19 protein-coding genes are annotated in these 20577 nt (G+C 42.3%); all 19 read left to right on the plus strand.

Annotated features, from left to right (window positions below):
* Positions 1 to 58 precede the first annotated feature (58 nt).
* Entirely contained in the window at positions 59 to 625 is a 567-nt protein-coding gene (locus HF966_RS05200) for a phage terminase small subunit P27 family (protein ID WP_168676851.1), read from the plus strand.
* The gene (locus HF966_RS05205; protein ID WP_168676853.1) at positions 612 to 2492 is read left to right on the plus strand and encodes a terminase large subunit; all 1881 of its coding nucleotides are present in this window, start codon (positions 612 to 614) and stop codon (positions 2490 to 2492) included. The genes HF966_RS05200 and HF966_RS05205 overlap by 14 nt, the downstream gene beginning before the upstream one ends.
* A complete protein-coding gene (locus HF966_RS05210; protein ID WP_168676854.1) occupies positions 2489 to 2677 on the plus strand; it encodes a DUF1056 family protein in 189 nt (62 codons plus the stop codon). Before HF966_RS05205 ends, HF966_RS05210 begins: the two co-directional genes overlap by 4 nt.
* A gap of 4 nt (positions 2678 to 2681) precedes the next feature.
* Positions 2682 to 3830: a phage portal protein gene (locus HF966_RS05215; protein ID WP_168676855.1), complete on the plus strand. Its 1149-nt coding sequence runs from the start codon at positions 2682 to 2684 to the stop codon at positions 3828 to 3830.
* Complete coding sequence (locus HF966_RS05220) at positions 3827 to 4528, plus strand: head maturation protease, ClpP-related (protein ID WP_246586685.1); 702 nt, start codon at positions 3827 to 3829, stop codon at positions 4526 to 4528. The genes HF966_RS05215 and HF966_RS05220 overlap by 4 nt, the downstream gene beginning before the upstream one ends.
* A complete protein-coding gene (locus HF966_RS05225; protein WP_168676856.1) occupies positions 4528 to 5673 on the plus strand; it encodes a phage major capsid protein in 1146 nt (381 codons plus the stop codon). The genes HF966_RS05220 and HF966_RS05225 overlap by 1 nt, the downstream gene beginning before the upstream one ends.
* Positions 5674 to 5675: 2 nt before the next feature.
* Complete coding sequence (locus tag HF966_RS05230) at positions 5676 to 5861, plus strand: hypothetical protein (RefSeq protein WP_168676858.1); 186 nt, start codon at positions 5676 to 5678, stop codon at positions 5859 to 5861.
* A 28-nt stretch (positions 5862 to 5889) separates the two neighbouring features.
* On the plus strand, positions 5890 to 6201 hold the full coding sequence (locus tag HF966_RS05235; RefSeq protein WP_168676860.1) for a head-tail connector protein: 312 nt from the start codon (positions 5890 to 5892) through the stop codon (positions 6199 to 6201).
* The gene (locus tag HF966_RS05240) at positions 6194 to 6568 is read left to right on the plus strand and encodes a phage head closure protein (protein WP_168676861.1); all 375 of its coding nucleotides are present in this window, start codon (positions 6194 to 6196) and stop codon (positions 6566 to 6568) included. The genes HF966_RS05235 and HF966_RS05240 overlap by 8 nt, the downstream gene beginning before the upstream one ends.
* Positions 6555 to 6971 carry an HK97 gp10 family phage protein gene (locus HF966_RS05245; RefSeq protein ID WP_168676863.1) on the plus strand — a complete coding sequence of 139 codons (417 nt, stop codon included), beginning with the start codon at positions 6555 to 6557 and terminating at the stop codon, positions 6969 to 6971. Before HF966_RS05240 ends, HF966_RS05245 begins: the two co-directional genes overlap by 14 nt.
* A complete protein-coding gene (locus HF966_RS05250; protein WP_168676865.1) occupies positions 6968 to 7342 on the plus strand; it encodes a DUF806 family protein in 375 nt (124 codons plus the stop codon). Before HF966_RS05245 ends, HF966_RS05250 begins: the two co-directional genes overlap by 4 nt.
* Before the next feature lie 4 nt (positions 7343 to 7346).
* Entirely contained in the window at positions 7347 to 7970 is a 624-nt protein-coding gene (locus HF966_RS05255; RefSeq protein WP_168676866.1) for a phage tail protein, read from the plus strand.
* Between the two features lie 108 nt (positions 7971 to 8078).
* A complete protein-coding gene (locus HF966_RS05260; RefSeq protein ID WP_168676868.1) occupies positions 8079 to 8504 on the plus strand; it encodes a phage tail tube assembly chaperone in 426 nt (141 codons plus the stop codon).
* Positions 8505 to 8715: 211 nt separating this feature from the next.
* Entirely contained in the window at positions 8716 to 14490 is a 5775-nt protein-coding gene (locus tag HF966_RS05265; protein ID WP_168676870.1) for a phage tail tape measure protein, read from the plus strand.
* A gap of 61 nt (positions 14491 to 14551) precedes the next feature.
* Entirely contained in the window at positions 14552 to 15664 is a 1113-nt protein-coding gene (locus HF966_RS05270) for a phage distal tail protein domain-containing protein (RefSeq protein ID WP_168676872.1), read from the plus strand.
* A gap of 14 nt (positions 15665 to 15678) precedes the next feature.
* Positions 15679 to 18804, plus strand: coding sequence for a coiled-coil domain-containing protein (locus HF966_RS05275; RefSeq protein ID WP_168676874.1), 3126 nt, complete (start codon positions 15679 to 15681; stop codon positions 18802 to 18804).
* 27 nt (positions 18805 to 18831) lie between these two features.
* On the plus strand, positions 18832 to 19059 hold the full coding sequence (locus tag HF966_RS05280) for a hypothetical protein (protein ID WP_246586687.1): 228 nt from the start codon (positions 18832 to 18834) through the stop codon (positions 19057 to 19059).
* An 11-nt stretch (positions 19060 to 19070) separates the two neighbouring features.
* Entirely contained in the window at positions 19071 to 19490 is a 420-nt protein-coding gene (locus HF966_RS05285) for a hypothetical protein (protein WP_168676878.1), read from the plus strand.
* On the plus strand, positions 19487 to 20569 hold the full coding sequence (locus HF966_RS05290; RefSeq protein ID WP_168676880.1) for a hypothetical protein: 1083 nt from the start codon (positions 19487 to 19489) through the stop codon (positions 20567 to 20569). Before HF966_RS05285 ends, HF966_RS05290 begins: the two co-directional genes overlap by 4 nt.
* Positions 20570 to 20577 lie beyond the last annotated feature (8 nt).

Genomic DNA, 20577 nt, shown 5'->3' on the forward strand with positions numbered 1-20577 from the left:
ACGAGGTGTTTATCTGTACACAGTATACCACAAACTATTTAAGAAAGGGGGTGTTTGTTTGGTAAATAAACGCAACGCTGGTCGTAAAAGAACAACTGCGACTGACGAAACCGTTCGATCGGATCAACGTGAACGAAATATTGAGTTCAAAGAGAAACAAAACGCGCTAATCGAATTACAAGACACGCCGCCTTATCATTTAGATGGTTACGGCGTGACGTTGTGGCGCAAACTTGTACCTGAACTCAAAAAGTTAGGAACAATCAAACAAATTGATACCGTTAATCTGGAAGCGTTTTGCTCGCTGTATTCAACATACCGAATGGCCGAGACAGATGTTCAAAAAAACGGTATTTTTGTGAGTTTCGAAGTAGATAAGTTTGAGGTTGACGAAGAAACGGGTGAAGAGCATATCGTCGGCAAGGAGACCAAGTATGATCGGTCAAAGAAAAATCCGGCGTATGCGATTATGAATGATAGTATCAAAACATTAAAATCTCTTGCCGTTGATTTAGGTTTGTCGTTTGATTCACGTGCTGGTCAACTTGTACCAAGCGAAGTTGTGACGGCAGAATCACACAAAGAGGATACATTAAGGTTGGTGAATTTCGGTGCAGACATTTAATTTAGTTGGTGAAACCGATATCAAAGAGGTTGTTAAGTCAGAACGCCGAAGATACAAAAGATATTTGGATAAATACCAAGATCCTGCGACACAATATGCGTTTGATGTGCTTTTCACGGATAAATATATTACCGGCAGGGATGCACAGCTAGCTTGCTTTAGGCACTTACAAGATCTTGGTCGTCAGCGCGATAAAGACTTTCCGTATCATTACGACACGGATTACGTGACAATGATTGAAAACTTTACTCGAATATTGCCTAATCCTGATAATTTCAGGGTCACGCTTGAGCCATATAACTGGCAATCTTTTATTTTAGACAGTTTATTGGGGTGGCGCACCGAAGAAAACGGGACTCGATATACAACAGCAAATATAAGCGTTTCTCGTCGACAAGGGAAGACGTTCATTGCCTCAATGTTGATGAACTTTTACTACTTTATCGTAGCGGCAGAAGCAACATCTCAAGATTTTCTTGTTGCAAGTTATGACAGTGAGCACGCGACAAAACTGTTTAACGATGTATCTATCCAAGCAAAAAAGTTGATTAAAATGCCAGCTTTTAAAGAATGGGCCAAGGAAAACGATGTTGATGCACAAACGCAACAAGTTATTGGTCGTGTGAGCAAGAATACGATTCGTAAAGGAACATCAGAGGGCGGTGGATTTGATTCTTTTCACAACGTGATCGCCATTTATGATGAAATCGGCAACCTGCGGCCAGACAAAAATGAGACGCTGCGACAGATTACGTCTGGACAAAACGGTATTAAGAACAGAATGTTCGTCAAAATATCAACCGCTTATCCGAATGGTAAGGTTAAATTCAAAAAAGACCAAGATTTGATGCGTAAAATCATTGAACAAGATGACCTACGGGAGGCGGATAATACATTTCAAATAATTTATGCGCAGGACAGTGAGAATGAGGTATTTGAAGAATCTATTTGGGGTAAGTCTAATCCTAACCTCAATGAAATGAGTGACGAAAAGTATCGGTCGGAACTAAACAGTTTGATTAAGGATCGCGATGATGCTGATAGAAGTGGTGAACTTGCCACATTTGTCAATAAGTCACTGAATATTTGGAGCCGAAAGTTTCAAAATAGTTATCTATCGCTTGAAAACATTCAAAAAAACATTATCGAATCATTTGATGTGTATGGACGAGATGTCTATATCGGGTTTGATGGTAGCCAAAGTAACGATAATACGTCTTTTGGATTCGCTTTTCCTTATCGAGAAGGTAATCAAAACAAATATTTCTTCAAACAACACAGCTTTATTCCGTTCGCACAAGCCAAAACGATTGATGCTAAAGAAAAACAGGATGGCCTGAATTATCGTGCATTATCAAAATTGGGATTTTGTGAGATTACACGAAGCCTCGAGGGAACAATAGATAAAAATCAAGTTTATCACTGGTTGGAAAATTATATTGCGGAAAACGATCTCAAGGTTAAGATGATTGCGCTGGACCCGAACTTATCTAGTTGGTTACTAAAGCGAATCGAAAACTACCACGATGAATGGCCGGTTTCGACAGTTCGGCCAGTTTCGCAGGTATTATCGAACCCGACGAAGGACTTGCAAAGTCAATTTATCAATGGGCATGCTAAAATTTTGGACGACCCACTAATAATTGACGGATTTACAAATGCTGTTTTGATTGAGGATCGCGGGGGCGCGGTTAAAATTGACCGCATGAATCGGACGAGTGATCACATTGATACATCGGACGCGTTGATTAATGCACATACAGGGGCACAGTTTTACTTTGAAGATTTTAAAGATGCGGACTATAACCCGTTTAACGACCTATCGCGAGAACAAAAAAAAGACTACTTTAAGAGGATGTTTGGATGATTAAAAACTTTTCAAAATTATTATCAAGTATTTGGCAAAATATGTTGGGCGTCATGTTATTCATTTCTGGAATTGTACTGATTGATGTCGGTGCATTTCATATTAATTCTATTGCTGGATTTATCGTGACTGGCGTCTTGTTGATAGTCATGGCGGTGATCCTTGATCAAGAAAGGAGGGAATAGATGAATGGGTTTAATGACTTCGAGAAATCGACATAAGATTAGTGACAACACTTATCCAAGTACACACGGTTATGACCCGATTATTTCTCAAATATCAGGACTACCTGTTGGGTATATTAGCGGGGAAAGCGCCTTAAAAAATAGCGATATTTTCAGTGTAATCAATCGTATTGCCAGTGATATTGCAAGCGCACAATTTAAAACTGAAAACACCTTTGTTAGTGAGCGACTTAATCAGCCATCGCGGTTGATTGGTCGCTTTTCATTTTGGCAAGGAGTGATCATTCAACTATTGCTTAGTGGTAACGCCTATGTTCCGCTTGATTTGGACTATTTGGAGCAGGTTCCGCCGTCTCGTGTGATTAGTATTGACATCGACACATCAAATCAGGGCGCGATATATGAACTGGCTGAATACAATAATCAGCCCCAACGTCAGTTGACACAGGACGAAATTCTGCACTTTAGATTGATGCCAGACGCGACATATCAGTATTTAGTAGGAATGTCGCCTTTGGAGAGTTTGTCGAAAGAGTTAACGATCGCTACCGCAAGTACGGACCAGAGTTTGAATTTGATTCGTAATCGTATCAACCCAACGTCTGTTTTACAGATTAGTAATGCGTTGTTGGAACAAGGTGATGCAGATGCGGCCCGTGATGCGTTTGAAAAGGCTAATAACGGTAATAATAGCGGGCGCTTGATGGTTCTGGATGCCAATTCAACGTTTAATCAATTTGAAATGAAGACAGACGTCTTCAAGGCGTTGAACACAAACGCAGAGTATTCGGCTAGCCAGATTAGCAAAGCATTTGGTGTACCGGTTGACATGTTAGGGGGTGGTAATAGAACAGAAAGTCAACATAGCAACAGTCAGCAAATTAAAAATTTGTATTACGAAAATCTAATTAGCTATGTTGCACCAACAATTGATGAAATTGCGTTGAAAATGAACGCAGCCGACCTGACTTTAGATCTTCAGTACGTTGATGACACCACCAGAGTTAATCAAATTAACACGATGGTGAATGTCGGTACACTAGGTCAGGCTCAGGCCGAATTCATGCTGAAAAAATATGGTGTTTTACCGCTTGATATTCCAGCGTATGAACCGCCTGTTGCCCCAGCGCCGCAGAAAGGAGGACAAACTTGACTAAACTAAACGTTAAAGGGTTGATCACCAACGATGACGATGTCGAAATTTATCGCGATTGGATGGGTATGACAGCGACCTCGCCGGTAGATATTCTAGATAACCTACCAAAAGATGGGTCTGATCTTGAAATTACCATCAATTCTGGTGGTGGTGAAGTCGATGCAGCCAATGAGATTTACACCGCGTTACGTAATTACCCAGGTAAAGTGACGACGCAAATTGAAAGTTCAGCGTATAGTGCGGCATCGATTATCGCGATGGCTGGTGACACGGTTCAAATTTCACCAGTCGCACAATTGATGATCCATAATTCATCAACGGTAGCCGGCGGTAATCATAATGACCTGGATAAGACTTCAAATGCTTTAAAGTCAACTGATAAAGCTATTGCTAAAGCCTACGCAGTCAAAACGGGCCGACCGGTCGACGAATTCCTTGCCTTGATGGATAAGGAAACGTGGATTAACGCCGATGATGCGTTAGAACTAGGACTTGTTGACGAAATCATGACGTTTGATAAAGAACCAGTTACCAACGCGGTAGGTAACGTCTTACCGCAAAAGGTGCTCAATCGCGTTAAAATCCTGATTTCAGAAAACCAAGAATTAAAGAACAACGTTACTAATAGTAAGTCTAGCGAACACGACAAGCTCGTGCAAACTAAGTTGGCTATTTTACATGGAGGAAAAATTTGATGAAACCAACCGAATTACAAGCAGCATTTCGCGACGCAAGCACGAAGGCGTCTGATTTGAACGCTAAATTAAATACGATGCTTTTGGATGACAACGTCAAGCCAGAAGATATTCAAACAACTCAGGATGAACTGAAAGCAGTTAAGGCCCGTCGCGATGCACTCAACACACAAATTAAAGATTTGGAAAAGGAAGCAGGTGATCCAGTGAATCCAGCACCAACAACCAACATTTTGACGCGTGATGCGCAAAAGTTGAACGAACAAAAGCAAGGCATCAATGATTATATTCATAGCCGCGGTGCAAAGATTTCAGATGCCGTTTCACAGCAAGTCACGTCAACCGAAGTCGGTGTATTGATTCCGCAAGAAATCATCTACAACCCAGCTGCCGAAGTGAACTCAGTTGTTGATTTGTCAACTTTGGTAACGAAGACACCTGTTACAACCGCTAGTGGTAAGTATCCAATCTTGCAACGTGCCACAGATCGATTTAATTCTGTTGCTGAATTGGCTGAAAACCCATCGCTTGCTGAGCCGGCTTTCAAGCAAGTCTCGTGGGAAGTTGAAACATATCGTGGTGCAATTCCGCTTTCTGAAGAATCAATTGCTGATGCGCAAGTCGATTTGACCGCTTTGGTAGGTCAGTCAATCGGTGAAAAGAAGGTTAACACTTACAATGCGTTGATCGCACCGATTTTGCAATCGTTCACAGCCAAAGCGACAACAACTGCAACGCTGGTAGATTCGCTTAAACACATTCTGAATGTTGATTTAGACCCTGCGTATTCACGTGTAATTATCGCGAGTCAATCATTTTATAATTCTCTGGACACGTTGAAAGATAATAACGGCCGCTATTTGTTACAAGAGTCAACCGCTTCAGTAGCTAACGCTTCAGGCAAGACATTGCTAGGTGTTCCGGTCTATGTTGTCGGTGATGATTTACTTGGATTAGCCGGTGACCAAAAGGCCTTTGTTGGTGATACAAAGCGCGGTGTGTTGTTCACAGATCGTCAAGAAGTAACTTTGGCTTGGGAATACAGCAAGATTTATGGCCGTTATTTAGGTGCTGCTTTCCGCTTTGACGTTAAGCAAGCTGATGACAAGGCGGGCTACTTCGTTACTAATACTGTGGGAGCCTAATGATGTACAAAATTCTAAAACGTTTTGAAGGGTATGCCGAAAATCGTATCTTTGAAGTAGGGGATGAAATTGAATTTTCAGAAGTTCGCGCTGCTGAAATTAACAGCAAGTTAGGAGATGGATATATCGAAAAACTGGCAGAGACATCCGATGCATCAGTTGAACAAATGTCAGGTGATCCTGAATAAGCAGAAAAGACAGAGTAAGGAGTGAGTGATGGCAGAAAATGATCCACGTGCGCCAGTGACGGTTTCCGATATGCAGGAGTACCTTGCAATCGATGGTGATGACGTTGTATTACAAAATTTGATTGATTACGCCGAAGAAGACGCGCGCAGTTCGATTGATAGTTCGATTGATATTTCAATCTATCGTCAGCTAACAATTTTTAATCAGGCTGTCAGGACATTAGTTGACTTTAACTACTACAATCGCGGAGCACTGTCAGGTCAACAAATTGCCTACCCAAAGTCTTATCAGTACATGCTGAACAAAATTAGATGGAAGGTTGGTAAATTAAATGGTTAGTGGAAAATTAAAGCCAAGTAATTTTGTCAACAAGCTTGAGTTTGGAACCGTGAAATCGACAACTAACCGAAATTCTGGTCAAAAAGTTCCAATGTTTGTGCCGACATCTGGTCAAATACGATATGCGCCGCGCAGTCGCTCTGTAACGCAGTCTGATAGTATTTATGGTACTGATTTACAAGAAACGCGAATTATCGCTGTAAGGCACGTTATGGACGTCACGGATGACCTCAAAGTTCGCTTTGTAAAAACAGGCAAGGTACATGACATTAAATTTATCTCTGACGATGAAAGCAATACGCCAATTACATTCGATTACATCACAATCACAAAAGAACCGGTGGGGGTGATGGATGGAACTGGATGAAGCGCTTGATGTTTGGCTTCGCGAAGTCAATAAACTCGTACCAGACGTTAAAAATCGTGAGAAAATTACGCGTGCCGGGGGCGAGGTTTATAAATCAGAACTAGAAAAAGCTACGCGCGCAAAACACTATCAAGAAAATCGCGATACAAGCAAAATTGAACACCTTGCGGATTCCATTGAACTATCAGGCACAAACATTGACTACATTCGTGATGGTACGACATTGGTCGGATTCACGGCTAAGGGTATCAACCACGCCAGAATTGCTCGATTATTGAATGATGGTACAAAGTATATTAAGGGCGATCACTTCGTAGATGACACGAGGCGGTCAGCGCATCGTCTTGTATTAGAAGCACAATATGTTGAATATCAGCGTCTTTTGAAAGGTGGTGAATTATGATATTACCTATTTTTGAGGTTAGCGACTTGATCGAATCAATGAAGTTTGCTGACGTTGTCTTCACGTCAAATATTGATGAAGAATATTTGAAAAATACGCAAGCTACGGTAGTGTTGATAACCGAAACGATTAATGATTTGGACAGGCGAGCCAACAATCGTTTTAGAAATCTAGCTTACGGTGTTGAAGTACAAATTTTTTATGGAAGCGGCTTCAATCAATCTATTTTAGATGTCGAGATTAAATTGGCAAGATTGCTTGAACAAAATAGCTGGCACACAACACAATCAAAATCACACATTAACGACCCGAAAACCAAGCAGGTGACAAAGGTCTTTTATTTTACAAAAAATTATCTATTGGAGGATTAATATTATGGCAACACAAGGTATTGTAGGGGCATGGTTCGCACTTGCTGACCCATTAACTGGAAATGTTCTCAAAGACACCGCTGGATTAGATACTACGGGAGTTTATTTCGCAGATGGACATACAAATGCTACCGCTGAAGGCCTGACACAGGTTCAATTCGCAAATTTGAGCGGCACCGTGACACCGGGTTATGCGAACAACAAGCAAAAGCGCGCTTCAAAGGGTACGGCTTACCCAACGGCGCAAGTAACATTCTTGGACTTAGAATTCAGTGCTCAACAAAAGCTTTTGGGCATGGTATCAGACGGCAAGGGTGGTTATACAGAAGGCAACACAACGCAACCTGTATACGCTTTGTTTAAGTCACAATCATTGGATAAATCATTCAACATTTATTACGCCTTGACAAATGCCCATGTAACTACGGGTAATAAAACTTGGGGTACAAATAACCAAAACGAAGTTGATGCCAATGATGAATTAACATTCAATTCAAAGAGTCCGATTAAGGACAGTATGTTTAATGGAAAGTCATTTAAGGTATATTCATCAGCTGACACTGGTTTTGATGAAAAGGCTATGATGGCGGAAGTGTTTCCAGGATACACAGCCATAGCTGGTGCCTAAATTAAATTAATCGCCAAAGAAAAAAACAGTACAGCAATGGGCGGTTATTTTTAAGAAGTAAGAACAGGGTATTTTTGCCCGTACATAACAAGAAAAGGAGCCGAAAAAATGGCAGTTAAAACAGAAAAAATTAAGTTGAATAAGTTTGGTTTGAAAAAGGTTGTTGGTGTTCGTATGACCATGGGTCAATATGATCGTATGGAAGAACTGAGCATCAAATTATTGGAACAGGAACAATATTACCTCCAACATGCGGATGAAATGACACCGTTAGATGGCATTTTGTCAGAAAAAGAAAACAAACAGGCGATGTGCTCGTTTATTCAAGACGCTTTCTCTTTGACTGACGATGAAATGGCAACGATTTTTGATAGCGTTAATCCCGCACAATTTAACGAAGCCTTTGATTATGTGACATCGCGCATGCGCGGTCTAACCGATGCTGAATATAATCTTGCTGTTGAAAAAGAAAAGCGGCGTCTAGCGGAGGAAAACGAAGACCCAAAAGCAGACTCAGTCGAATCAGCCGACTGATATTTGATAGAAAAAACCAGCTTGATGACTTCATTTATCTAAAAAAACAGTTATTTAAGGAATACGGGATATTACCAGATAACTTGAACGAACAAAGTTATTTTTCATTCATGGAGATGATTAATGCGAAAGAGCCTGAGAAGCGTGCGGCAGATCCAATGGATGTTGCACGACAAATGGGGCTTTAAATACCTACGGAAGGAGCTTAAATATGGATAGAATTCAGGCAGAAATGTCTACGGCTATCGCACTAGATGTGATTAAGGCGACAAGTAGCCTAAAGGGGCTGGGAGACGCTGTTAACTCAGTTAAAAACGCTTGGCAAGCACAAGAGGCGGCTGCAAAATCATCTGGTGATTATTTAAGGGCTGCGGAAGAACGGTATAAAGGTTTGGGAAGTCAGATGGACGCCCAAAAGAACAAAATTGACGAATTAAAACAACGTCAGCAAGGCTTGGATGTCTCCACTAGGGATGGCGCTGAGTCTTTTTTAAAGTATGAAAAAAATATCCAGCAGGCCACAAGGCAGCTTGCAAGCCTAGAGGCACAACAGGAACGTGCAAAGTCATCACTCGAGTATCAAAAAAGTGGCCTTGCACAACTACAAAACGAGTATAAACAAACTAACGCTGTATCTGATTCTTATGTTGCGCGTTTAAAAGCCGAGAATAAAGAACGTCAAGCTAATATTGTTCAAGCGAATACCTTGAAAGCGTCACTTTCTAACTTGTCACAGCAATATGTGAAACAATCTGAAGAACTTAAACGGATTGAGTTAGAATCCGGAACCATGAGTGATGCTTATCGCAAGCAAAATATTCGCATCAACGAGACCGCGACCAACATCAGTAAGATGAAAGATGAGTTCAAGGCAGCGCAACGAGAAGTTAACGCAGCAAACCCTTACGGATTTGGTACGCTCTCAAGCGGCGCTAACGGCGCATATCGTGCCGTATCTAAAATGGGTGACGGTTTACATTATGCGACACAAAAAGCGAAAGAATTTGCAGCCGCCGGCAGCCTAGTGGCTATTGGTTTAGGCGTTGTCGCGACCAAAGGTATTCAAGCGGCGTCCGATCTTGAAAATTCGTATATTAAGACGCTTAACTTGGCAGTAACCGGTGGTGAAAAGGCTGCAGAAGCACAACGTAATGTGAATCAAATGCAGAAAGATGGTGCTAAACTATCCGTCCAGTATGGTAAATCACAATTTGATATTGCAGAGGGTTACCAAGAGTTAATAAAGCGCGGATATTCAACAACGTCAGCTCTTGGCTCAATGCGTTCTGAACTCGAGGCATCAGTAGCATCTGGAGACGATTTTAACAACGTATTATCGGTTACATCTCAGGTTGTTGATGCTTACGGACTGCGTGTTGATGATGCTGCTAAAATGGTTAAAAATACCAAAGACGTGACGAACCAACTCGCATATGCTGCTGATATGACAGCAACCGACTTCCAATCTATGGGAAAGTCAATGGAGTATGTTGCTGATACGGCGCATTCGGCCGGTATCGAATTATCGACAACTTCTTCAGCAGTCGGAATCTTGTCAAACCACGGTCTTGAGGCTGACAAGGCGGGTACTGGGCTGCGTAAAGTCATTAACTCTTTGACAGGTGCTATGGCTGATCAACAGGAGGCGATGGCTGGAAATGCAGAATCAGCAGATAAGCTCAACGAAAAAATCGGCGAACAAACAAAAAAAGTACAAGAAGCACAAGATAAGTTAAATAAGGCCAGTGAAGCTGAAAAAAGCAATACAGGTAATAAGAAAAATGCAACAAAGGCGACTGAGGCAGCCGCAAAGGCGCTTGAAAAACAACAGGCCGCTTTAGACAAGCTCGACGGTAAAGCTCAGGGTATCCAAGCTAACGATATGCTATCAAAGCTTGGAATTAGTCGTGACCAATTAATTAATTCAAACGGACAACTTAAAAGCATGTCCGAAATCATGAAAGTTATTAATGACCATACTAAGGGAATTAAGGACGATGATACACGAAACAATGTGTTTCATGCTTTATTTGGAACTACCGGTATGCAAGCAGGAATTATACTTGCACAAAACAATGCCGAACTTGATGAATTGAATAAGAAAGTTCGTAACGCAGCTGACGGCGAAGGTTATGTCCATAATCTTGCACAAAAGAACATGGACACAACTAAAGCTAAGTTAGCTCAATTGAAGTCATCTGCGGACTTGATCGTAAATTCTATCGGGGCGTCATTATTGCCGTCTGTATCTGAATTTGCGGTTAAACTAGCGAACGCTTTAAATTCTGAAAAAGGTCAGGAGCAGCTCAAACAACTCGCCAAAGTAGCTGGTGACGTTGGCCGATCAATCGTTAGCACAATTGAGTTTGTTTGGAAACATCGTTCTGAGTTAGTAATTATTGGTGAAACCCTAGCTGGCATTTGGGCATTTAAGAAAATAACGGATGCCGTAAGCTGGGTACGCACTGCCATCGGGACATACCGTGAGCTAAACGAAGTACTGAAAACAACCAATGCGCTTAATTCGGTTGGTATTTTTTCTGGTAAAGGTAATATAGCGAGTGCAGGAACTAGTGCCGCGAGTGGTCTATTGAAAACAGGCGGCACATCGGCGATGGAAATCGGATCGGCCTCTTCATCATTGGTGCCGCTATTGTCACGTTTCTTGCCTTACGTTGGTGTACTAACTGGTCTTGGACAAGCTGGATATAGTGCCTATAATGCTACAAAGGCAACAAATGATTTGACGAAACGGACAGATCAAGGTGGGGGTATCGGCGGCTTGTCTGGCACAGTCATCGGTGCTGGTATTGGATCTTTGATTGCCCCCGGCATTGGGACGGCATTAGGTGCAGCTCTAGGTGGTACGATTGGAACCGATGTCGGAAAAAAGTTTGGAAGGGCATATCAAGAAGGATTCAAAGAGTCGCATCCTAAGAGTATAAGCGCATGGCTTGGTGACGATTGGGACGCTGCGTATAAAGAATCCTCATCAGAAACAATGAAGCGTTTTTCATCTTCATATAAAGCGCAAATTGATGAATTAAATAACACCGTCAAATTAAAGATTGACGTCGATGATAAAGGTGCGTCTCAAAACAAGAAAAAAGTCGAAACAATCTATGCGAGCTTGCAAAAAACGATTGATGACTTTTATAAACATCAAGAACAAGATTCAAAGAAAAATCTCGATATTTTGGTCAAGAACGGGATAATTACGCAGAAGCAAGAAGATGACTTGCTTAAAAAGTCCCAAGCTAACGATGAGAAAGCTAAGAAATCCAAGCAAGATTTAGCTGATCAGCTAAAAAAGACATCTGAAAATTACTACGCCGACGTCGCAAAAATTCAGTCTGGCGGAACTAAGAAACTAGAAGAAATCGAAAAGAAGTATGGTTCTAACTCTAAAAAATACAAGACCGAGCAAACTAAGGAACTTGAATCATTACAAAACAAATATTCAAAAGACATGGTCGGTATTGAGAATAAACTTAACACGAGTGTTTCAAAAGCCACTCAAGTTGCAGCTACGAAGCAGGAAGATATACTTGAAAGTTTAAGAAACACAAAAAAAACAATCGGCTTGAAACAAATCGTTGAAGACGAAAAAGAGGCTAAGAAAAATCACGATACTATTGTAAACTGGGCAACAAAGACACGTGACGACGTTGTCAATACCGCTAACAAAAAATACAAAGATAGTGTTTCTGCGGCCGACAAAGAGTATTACCAAAACAAAACGATTAGTAAGAAGCAATACGATGAGGTCGTCAAAAACGCACGCAAACAACGTGATGATACGATTGATGCCGCGGAAACGCAACGCAAGCAGACAACCAAATCAGCAAATGATCAATATGGAGAAATCTTAGACAGGACTGAAAAACAGCGATATAACGTCACTCATAAGTCGAAGCTGCAAAAAGATGGTGTTGTCGGTCATCTACAAGACCAAAAAGATACAACTACACGCCTTGGACGCGAACAAAGCAACACTATATCTGATTGGGCAGATAAGCAGAAAAACAATACTACCAAAAGCGCAAAAGACCAAAGAGACGGTGTTTCTGATGCGTTCGGAACCATGTGGCAATGGTTAAAGACCGGAGCGGAGTGGGGTATTAACGGACTATTTACACCAATTAATATAGGAATTGGTGCAATTAACGGACTTATTAGCGCGTTCGGTGGATCTAAAAAGACAATCGAGCCACTAGCAGTTAAATTCGCTACAGGTACTGGTTATTTCAGTTCTGTACGACGACCTATAACTGAACCTACTTTAGCAATGTTAAACGACGGACACGATAGCCCAGAAACAGGGAATCGTGAGATGTTGATTCACCCTAACGGCAAGTCAGAAGTAGTTCAAGGAACTAATGTAATCAGACCGCTATTGCCTGGTACAGAAGTCCTCAATGCAAGAGAAACCGCTATGCTGTTAAGCGGAAACATGCCTAGATTTGCAGAAGGAACTGGATTCTTAAGCAAATTGTTCGGAGGAGTTCAAAGTGCTGGTAGTTGGGTAGGGAATGCTATTGGAAATATATGGGATGGCATGAAGAACGGTGCTGATAAGTTCATGAAAATGTTCGGTTATATTACCGATAGTGCTATGCATCCTATTGAATCATTGGAAAAGAAGTTCAACCCAACTCGAAAATCTGATTTAGGTAGTGTGATGAATAACATTGGTGATAATGTTTTTTATGATCAAACTAAAAAGCAGGCAAAAGAGTGGTGGTCTGAGTTATGGGGAATGGCGAAGGGTGCAGCTGAAACTGGTGACACCGGCGGTCAAGGAGACAATTACCCATGGCGCGGCGTTGGAAAAGATTCTGGTGTTGATCCTTGGGGTTATTTCTTCCGTGAATGTGTTTCTTATGTTGCGAATTCATTGAAAAATATGGGCGTTTCATCAAGTTTGTTTACCGGTCTAGGAAATGGTTCTGATTGGGTAAATGCACCAGTGCGACACACAAACACTCCGAAACCTGGTATGGTTGCCGTGTATGGACCAGGCTCAGAGTTCGGAAATCACGTTGCGATGGTACGTGGCGTTAAAGGAAGTACATTCTCAGGAGAAGAGTATAACTGGGGTGGCGATGGTAAGTACCATACTTATTCAGGACGTAGCAAATCTGGTGTTACAACATTCTTGGACTTTGGAAAGTCTGGCGGGGATGAAAATGGTGTCCAAGCAAGCAGCCCACTGCAAAAATTAATTAAGAGCCAAACAGGCGGTATGTTCGATTGGATTCAAAAGTTTATCGGGCCAATTAATGATACATCAACCGGTGTCGGGGGAAGTGTTCAGTCATGGTCAAATGATGTTAAAAAGGCTTTGTCAAAACTCGGATTAAGTACGAGTAGCGACATGATTCAAAAGGTTCTACGTCAAATTCAAACCGAGTCCAGTGGTAACCCAAGCGCTATTGGCGGAAATGACGGTCTAGATGACGGTAATGCTACCGGTTTGATGCAGGTTAAACCTGGAACATTCCGCGCTTATGCGTTACCTGGCCATAATAATATTATGAACGGCTACGATAACATGTTGGCTGGTTTGAACTATGCTAAAAACCGCTATGGATCAGATTTGAGCTTCTTGGGAAATGGCCATGGTTATGCGAATGGTGTCATCACAAACCACCCGCATTTAGCTAACATTGCCGAGGGAGGAATGACGGAAGCGATAATCCCCTGGGACTTATCTAAGAAGTCGCGCGCCATGGAGTTACTTGGTGAAACAGTAACGCACTTTGCACAGAATACAGAAGTAATGCCAGGCGGAGATGCTAAAAATTCAGACATTAGCGAATTGTCTAAAATTTTGAATAAGACAAACGATATAGTGTCGCAGATTGCTAGTGCCGTTTTCGCAATCCTTGGAGAAACGCAGGAATCAAACAAACCGTTAGATGCCATTAGCATGAATAGCCTGTCTCGTTCAGTTATTAACCGCGCGGTACGAAGCGCTAACTAATAAAAAAACTCGCCATGTAAATACACAATACTTCGGGGCGGGTTTGAAAGGAAATAAAAGCATGTTTGAGTTGATTAACGCCAGAGGCGAGCATGTAAATTTGAGAAGTGATTCTATTTTTGCGAGTTCTCCGACAGGATTGGGGATTTCTTTTACAAATTCATATAACCGATACGATAGTTACTTTAGCACATCGAAAGTAAACGTTAATCAAGGTCAGTTTCAAGCTAATATTTGGTTTGGAGATGTTGAAAGCAATACATACAACACTTTTTCAAACTTTGCGACATTCTTATCTTATCAGCCGCTAACGATGGTTTATACGACTGGGGCAGAAACTTGGTATCGTGACGCTCGTGTTGCCGCTGTCAATAAGAGTGAGATAGGCGGTAACAATCAAGATATTAACATTTTAAACGAATCGTTCACGCTAGACTTCGTAAATCCTTGGTACAACAACAAGACCGGAACCTACCGGAGCTATACGTTAGATACGGGCCTTGCCACATTTGGTAAAGGCTTTTTTAATGACCTGATGAACGACCAATATAACTACGTTAGGCACACATCAGGGGGCCAAACAGACGGTAACGTGTTCCCATCAATCTTCGGTAGCATATATAACACAGCAGCCGCAGCCACAAGCATGGTCACACCAGCAGGCATTAAGTTGACCTACACAGGTGACGGCAACAGTGAGTGGTACTATGCCATATCAGAGGCCTATATCGACATCATGGCCACGCAATTGAAATTTAACACACCATATACACTCAGTTTTGATGTGATGGGGACAGTTCCAAGCGTGTTACTACGTGTATCAGATGTGAAATACGATGCTAAGGCTATTAACAACACAACTTGGACGCATGTAAGCTACACCTTTACGATGGTTGATAGTACCACAAACGTGGGTAAGTTCTATATCCGGATTAACGCAGTTAATAGTACCGGAGATACAGACAGTGGCTTCACTAAGGGCCAAGAGTTACAGATTAGGCACCTGATGTTACAAGATGGGTCAGTTGATACCGGTTGGGCACCAGCACCAGAAGATAACACTAGCGTGGCCTACAGAGATTACATGTACGGATATTGGGGTGACCACCAAGAACCAGACCAGCCTAACGACCCATACGCGGATGAAGCTCAGACTGATGTAACACACCTTTAAAAGAGAGGGATAGAATGACCTATAACAAAAATACTTGGGAACCCCACGACCTCATCACCAGTGACAAATTAAATAACATTGAAGATGGGGTAAGTAACGTACTTGAGCGCATCACGTATGGCACGGGTGGGGCGCAACAGAACACCGAACCCATCCACACGCCTATTTATATCAACGCAGGAGATTCTTTCCCACCCACACCAATAGCCGGTGACTACGTCTTTGTCAAAGATGGTGACGATTTTACCATTTATGAGTATGTAGGGGTTACTTGGGTAAAGCAGATTGACCCTAACCTTAAGGCACGATTAACAGACGTACTAACACAGGCCAATACGGATGCCAAAAGTTTGGTAGACAAAAACGCCTCCGATGTAAAAGCCGTATTAGACGATGTTAAGGATAAACAAGCACAGTTAGAAACAGAACAAGCTGAGTTAGACACAAAAGCACAAGGTTACGCTAATCAGGCACTTGCTGATGCTAAGGCCGACACACAAGCTACGGCGCAAAAGACAGCCCAAGACGCACAAACAGCACTCAATAATGCCGAAACAACGCTTCAACAAGAAATCAGCCAAAAAGTCAGTCAGTCTGATTATGATGAGAAAACTGGCGATTTAAGTTTAAAAGTATCGGCAGCACAGCAGACGGCAGATAGAGCAGTCACAACGATTGGCGACTATAAACAAGCGAACGACGGACGTGTTAGTGCTGCTGAAAGCAAGACAGACCAAAACGCACACGACATCACTACAAAGGTTAGTCAAACTGATTATGACCAGAAAACGGGTGAGCTGTCTGGTGAAATTAGTAGTGTTAGACAAACGGCTGGTGAGATTAACCAGTCAGTTTCTAAAGTTCAGACACAGGTAAATGGTTTAAGTGTGGGTGGTCGTAACCTCTACCTAAACTCTAAGGTATTGGCAGACAGTTATGGTGGAGCAGGAACTATAACAGTAGAGCCTTTTGATAGTACTACTAACATGTGGCACGTTGTATCCCCTCAGGGACAAGGTTTGGCAGGTGTCTACCTATGGGACTATGCCGCAGGAAAAATACCTGATAACTCAGATTGGGCCTACAGTGCAGATGTGAAAGGCACAGGTACCTCCTCCAACTTTGGCATTGAAGCAGGGAGTCACAACCCCGTAGTGGGCACTGTAGGTAGTGATTGGTCCCGTATTAGTCAAACAGGACGTATTGATAGTGGTACCCGTAAGACACCTATCATGTACTTTGATACTAACCTTGGGCCGGTAGACGTGTACATCAAGCTACCTAAGCTTGAAACTGGTAACCTACCAACTGCGTGGACCCCTGCCCCAGAAGACACAGACAACAAGATTAGTACCGTGTCTCAAAAAGTTGACAGCATCACTAGCAGCGTATCAGACCCCACAACTGGGCTATCAACAAGGGTACAGACGGCCGAAGGCAACATTAGTACCGTCCAAAGTAACGTTAGTGACTTACAAAGTAAGCAAACACAGACCGCCAATGGTCTCACAACTGAGATTAGCGACCGCCAGACTGGTGATAGTAATACCTTGCAACAGGGTAAGGATTTTACTACAAACAGCATTAATAGTTATGATTCTGGAATACAGAGTCAATTTCTTCAAACTAGCAATGCTATTTTGGCTAACTTAGGTAGCACCAATTTGTTCCCGAACTCAGAATTTGAAAAGGATTACGGGTATAGACAAAAAGATGGTAATACCTCATTAAGCCTAGACCGTAAGGATAACGTAGACGGAAGGTATAACGGTACCGTACAAGTTATATCTACTAGCAATAGCTATCAAGGGTATTGGGCCAGAAATATCCCCGTATATGGTGGCCAAAAGTATAGTATGTCGGTGTTGGTACACTACACTAATGGTGGCCTATCAAACGGATGGGCAGGACTTGACATTTGGTTTGTCGATAAAGACGGGAACCGGATTAGCGCTGGAGACGGGGGTAACCGAGATAACACTACAGGACAAGTAAGTAGCCCTTGGTGGGTTAAGTTATACGCTGAGGGAATAACAGCACCTACAAATGCAGCTTATGTCCAAGTTTCTTTAATTGTTAACGATGCCGGAGCAGGTCAAACCGCCGTATTTACCCAACCAATGGTAACAGCTACTGAAAAGTTACAACAATACGCAGTAAACAATGATATTACTGACCAATTAGCTTTGTTTAAAGACAACTGGTCACTTGGAATCAGAGACAACACGGGTGCTCTTGCTAGTGGGATATCTGGCGACCCCAGTGCAATGGCTCTTGTTAGTCCAAAGGTAATTATTGATAGCCCGCAGACACAAATAACGGGTAAATTAAGTGCTAATCAGATTGATGTAGCAGAATTATCAGCCGTATCAGCCAAGTTGGGTGATGTTACATCAGGTTCTATCACAAACCCCGTTAATATCGCCAAGACCGGTAACTCAAACGCAGTTATTGTTGGTAACACATTTATTGACAGTGATGGCGTGACCATGAACGCCGATATTATGGTGGGTGGTGCCAAGGTTTACACCGAAAATGTAACGATTAACCCAGATACCGGCTTGGGTTTCAAATGGTTAGACTCGTCAGGTAACATTGTCCGCAATGCAACGGTTAACGAACTTGGGGTAATAGTTGGGACAGGTAGCGGCATCACCAAGACCACCATAACGGAGGCAGGGACTAAATTACAAAGCGTTGATGGAAATGTCACTAATGTTGATGTTAATGGGGTAACAGCCTCAACATGGCGTACTTACACACAAACATTTTCAGATACTAATATGAACATGCCAATACAATTTACCCGTCAAGGGCATGTGGTAACGGCATCAGTCAACTTTGTTACCTACGGCGCAACACCATCATCCGACCAAGCGGCCATGAGCGGTGCCAAATTGGCAGTAGGGTGGCGTCCACAGAGCCGTGTGGAGTTAATGCTAAATGCCAATACGTCAGGTAATAACCCGATGTTGGTTACTATCAGCATTTTCCCAGATGGCACAGTCCAAAAAACAGCCCCAAATATCGACCACCAAACGCGTATGTTAGGGTCTACAACGTACCAAACATTTATGACTCTACCAGACAGCGGCCACGCCAACATCGTATCAGACGCACAGGGCTATTTAGTCCCTTAACTTAGAAAGTAGGAATAATTTATGAATATGACAGTAGTAAGCCAACAAGGAAACTTTGTAAACGAGGTACTTACCTTACAATACTACACAGTATCTTTTGATGCCGGTGACTTTCCAAACCACATGGCCGGAACATTGCAAGTAACACCCGATGACGGTGTATCACTTGCCTCAACACCAGATGAAGTTAAGGCGGCAGCACAGGCCAAGATTACCAAAATGATTGAAGCCGAAGCAACACCAGCAGCAAATTAAGGGGGTAGGCCATGAGTAGCGGCTATGTTTATATCGAAAGTAGTGACGTAGGCCACGAAAGGGCTATCACTCTACAAAATAATTCAGAATATTGGGGCACGCAAGTAGGTTCACCGTCAATTGTTGAAGTAAAAGGCCCCACCACAGTTAATCCCGAGTGGAAGATAGTGCAAAATGGAGCCATAGTAGCCAGCGCTAAGTTCTATATCACATTGGTTGACAACCAAAGGCTCGTTGTATCTAGCTATCCAGAGGATATGTACGCCAGAGTGTACAGCCCAGACGGCACTTATAGTGACGTTAGCCAGTATGGGGACTTTACCCAAGCAAACTTTGTCAGAATACCGGCCGGATTGAGTACGTTCCTAGCCATTTTAGATAAAGAGGGGCAGCTAAATGTCACCTTTAAGGAAGAGAGGCTACTAGTATGAGCCATAGTCTTTTGGCCACTGTTTTTGGTCAAGATTTAACAATGGCAGGAACCTATCCAGCCCTAACTTATGACCTTTTCTTTGACGCAATCAGTAACGCAACAAGTACCGTGGTTATAGGCCAAGTATCAGGCATCCATGAAGGTGATTACATCGCCCTAAAGGCCAATAACGAGGCCAATGTGCTATATTATGGCCAGATTATCACCATAGATACCGACACAACAAGCGGGCTGATGACACTATCAATTAACTACATCTGGAATGTACTAAATAGCCAAATATTGGTTACTAACCGCTCTGGTGAGAGTTACGAGGCACACATTAACGCCTTAATTAACCAATACAGCACTGCTACAAGTTCCGTATTAAGGGACATCACCGTATCAAGTAACACACCGTATCAGGTTACGAGTTCTAATGGGGCACAAGCGACCAACTTTATTGATTATCTGATACGGGGCTTTAAATTGCATAACACAGTGCTATCCGTGGATGGCATTGGTCAAGGGCAGCTAAACGACAAGCCCTTTTTTTGGCCCAAAATTAGTATCAAACAAGTAACCGACACTATGAACTTTAATAGTGACAATTTGACCTTTAATAATTGGACGGTTACAGATTCTAGGTTACTCAGAGGCTATGCCAATGAGTTGTGGTTGATTGATAAGGACACCGTAGACATGGAAAATCCAACAGTCATGGCCAAATATTGGTTACAAAATGACGGTGTTGTGGTGAACCAATTAAATAGCAATGTGTACCAGCCGACACAAGTATCAATTTATTTATATGACAAAACAGCCACAGACAACCCCGACAATGACAGCATTGGGCGGGCTAATTTGGGTGGTAACTCATATAACCACAGCATCCAATTTAGTGTCAATTTAGAAAATAACTTTATCAGCTTAGACCAGATTAAATTAGGTCTACAAAGCACCATATTTTACCAAGGGCGCCAATATAAGAGCGTTCTTACCAGTTACGAAATATCCAGCGACAGCGCACAGGTAAGGCTCACCTTTGGAAACCTTAGATTTGGTAAAAATGACCTCATCAGCGACACCAACAATTAACGAAAGGA

This window comes from Leuconostoc holzapfelii (genome assembly GCF_012396485.1).
GTDB lineage: Bacteria > Bacillota > Bacilli > Lactobacillales > Lactobacillaceae > Leuconostoc > Leuconostoc holzapfelii.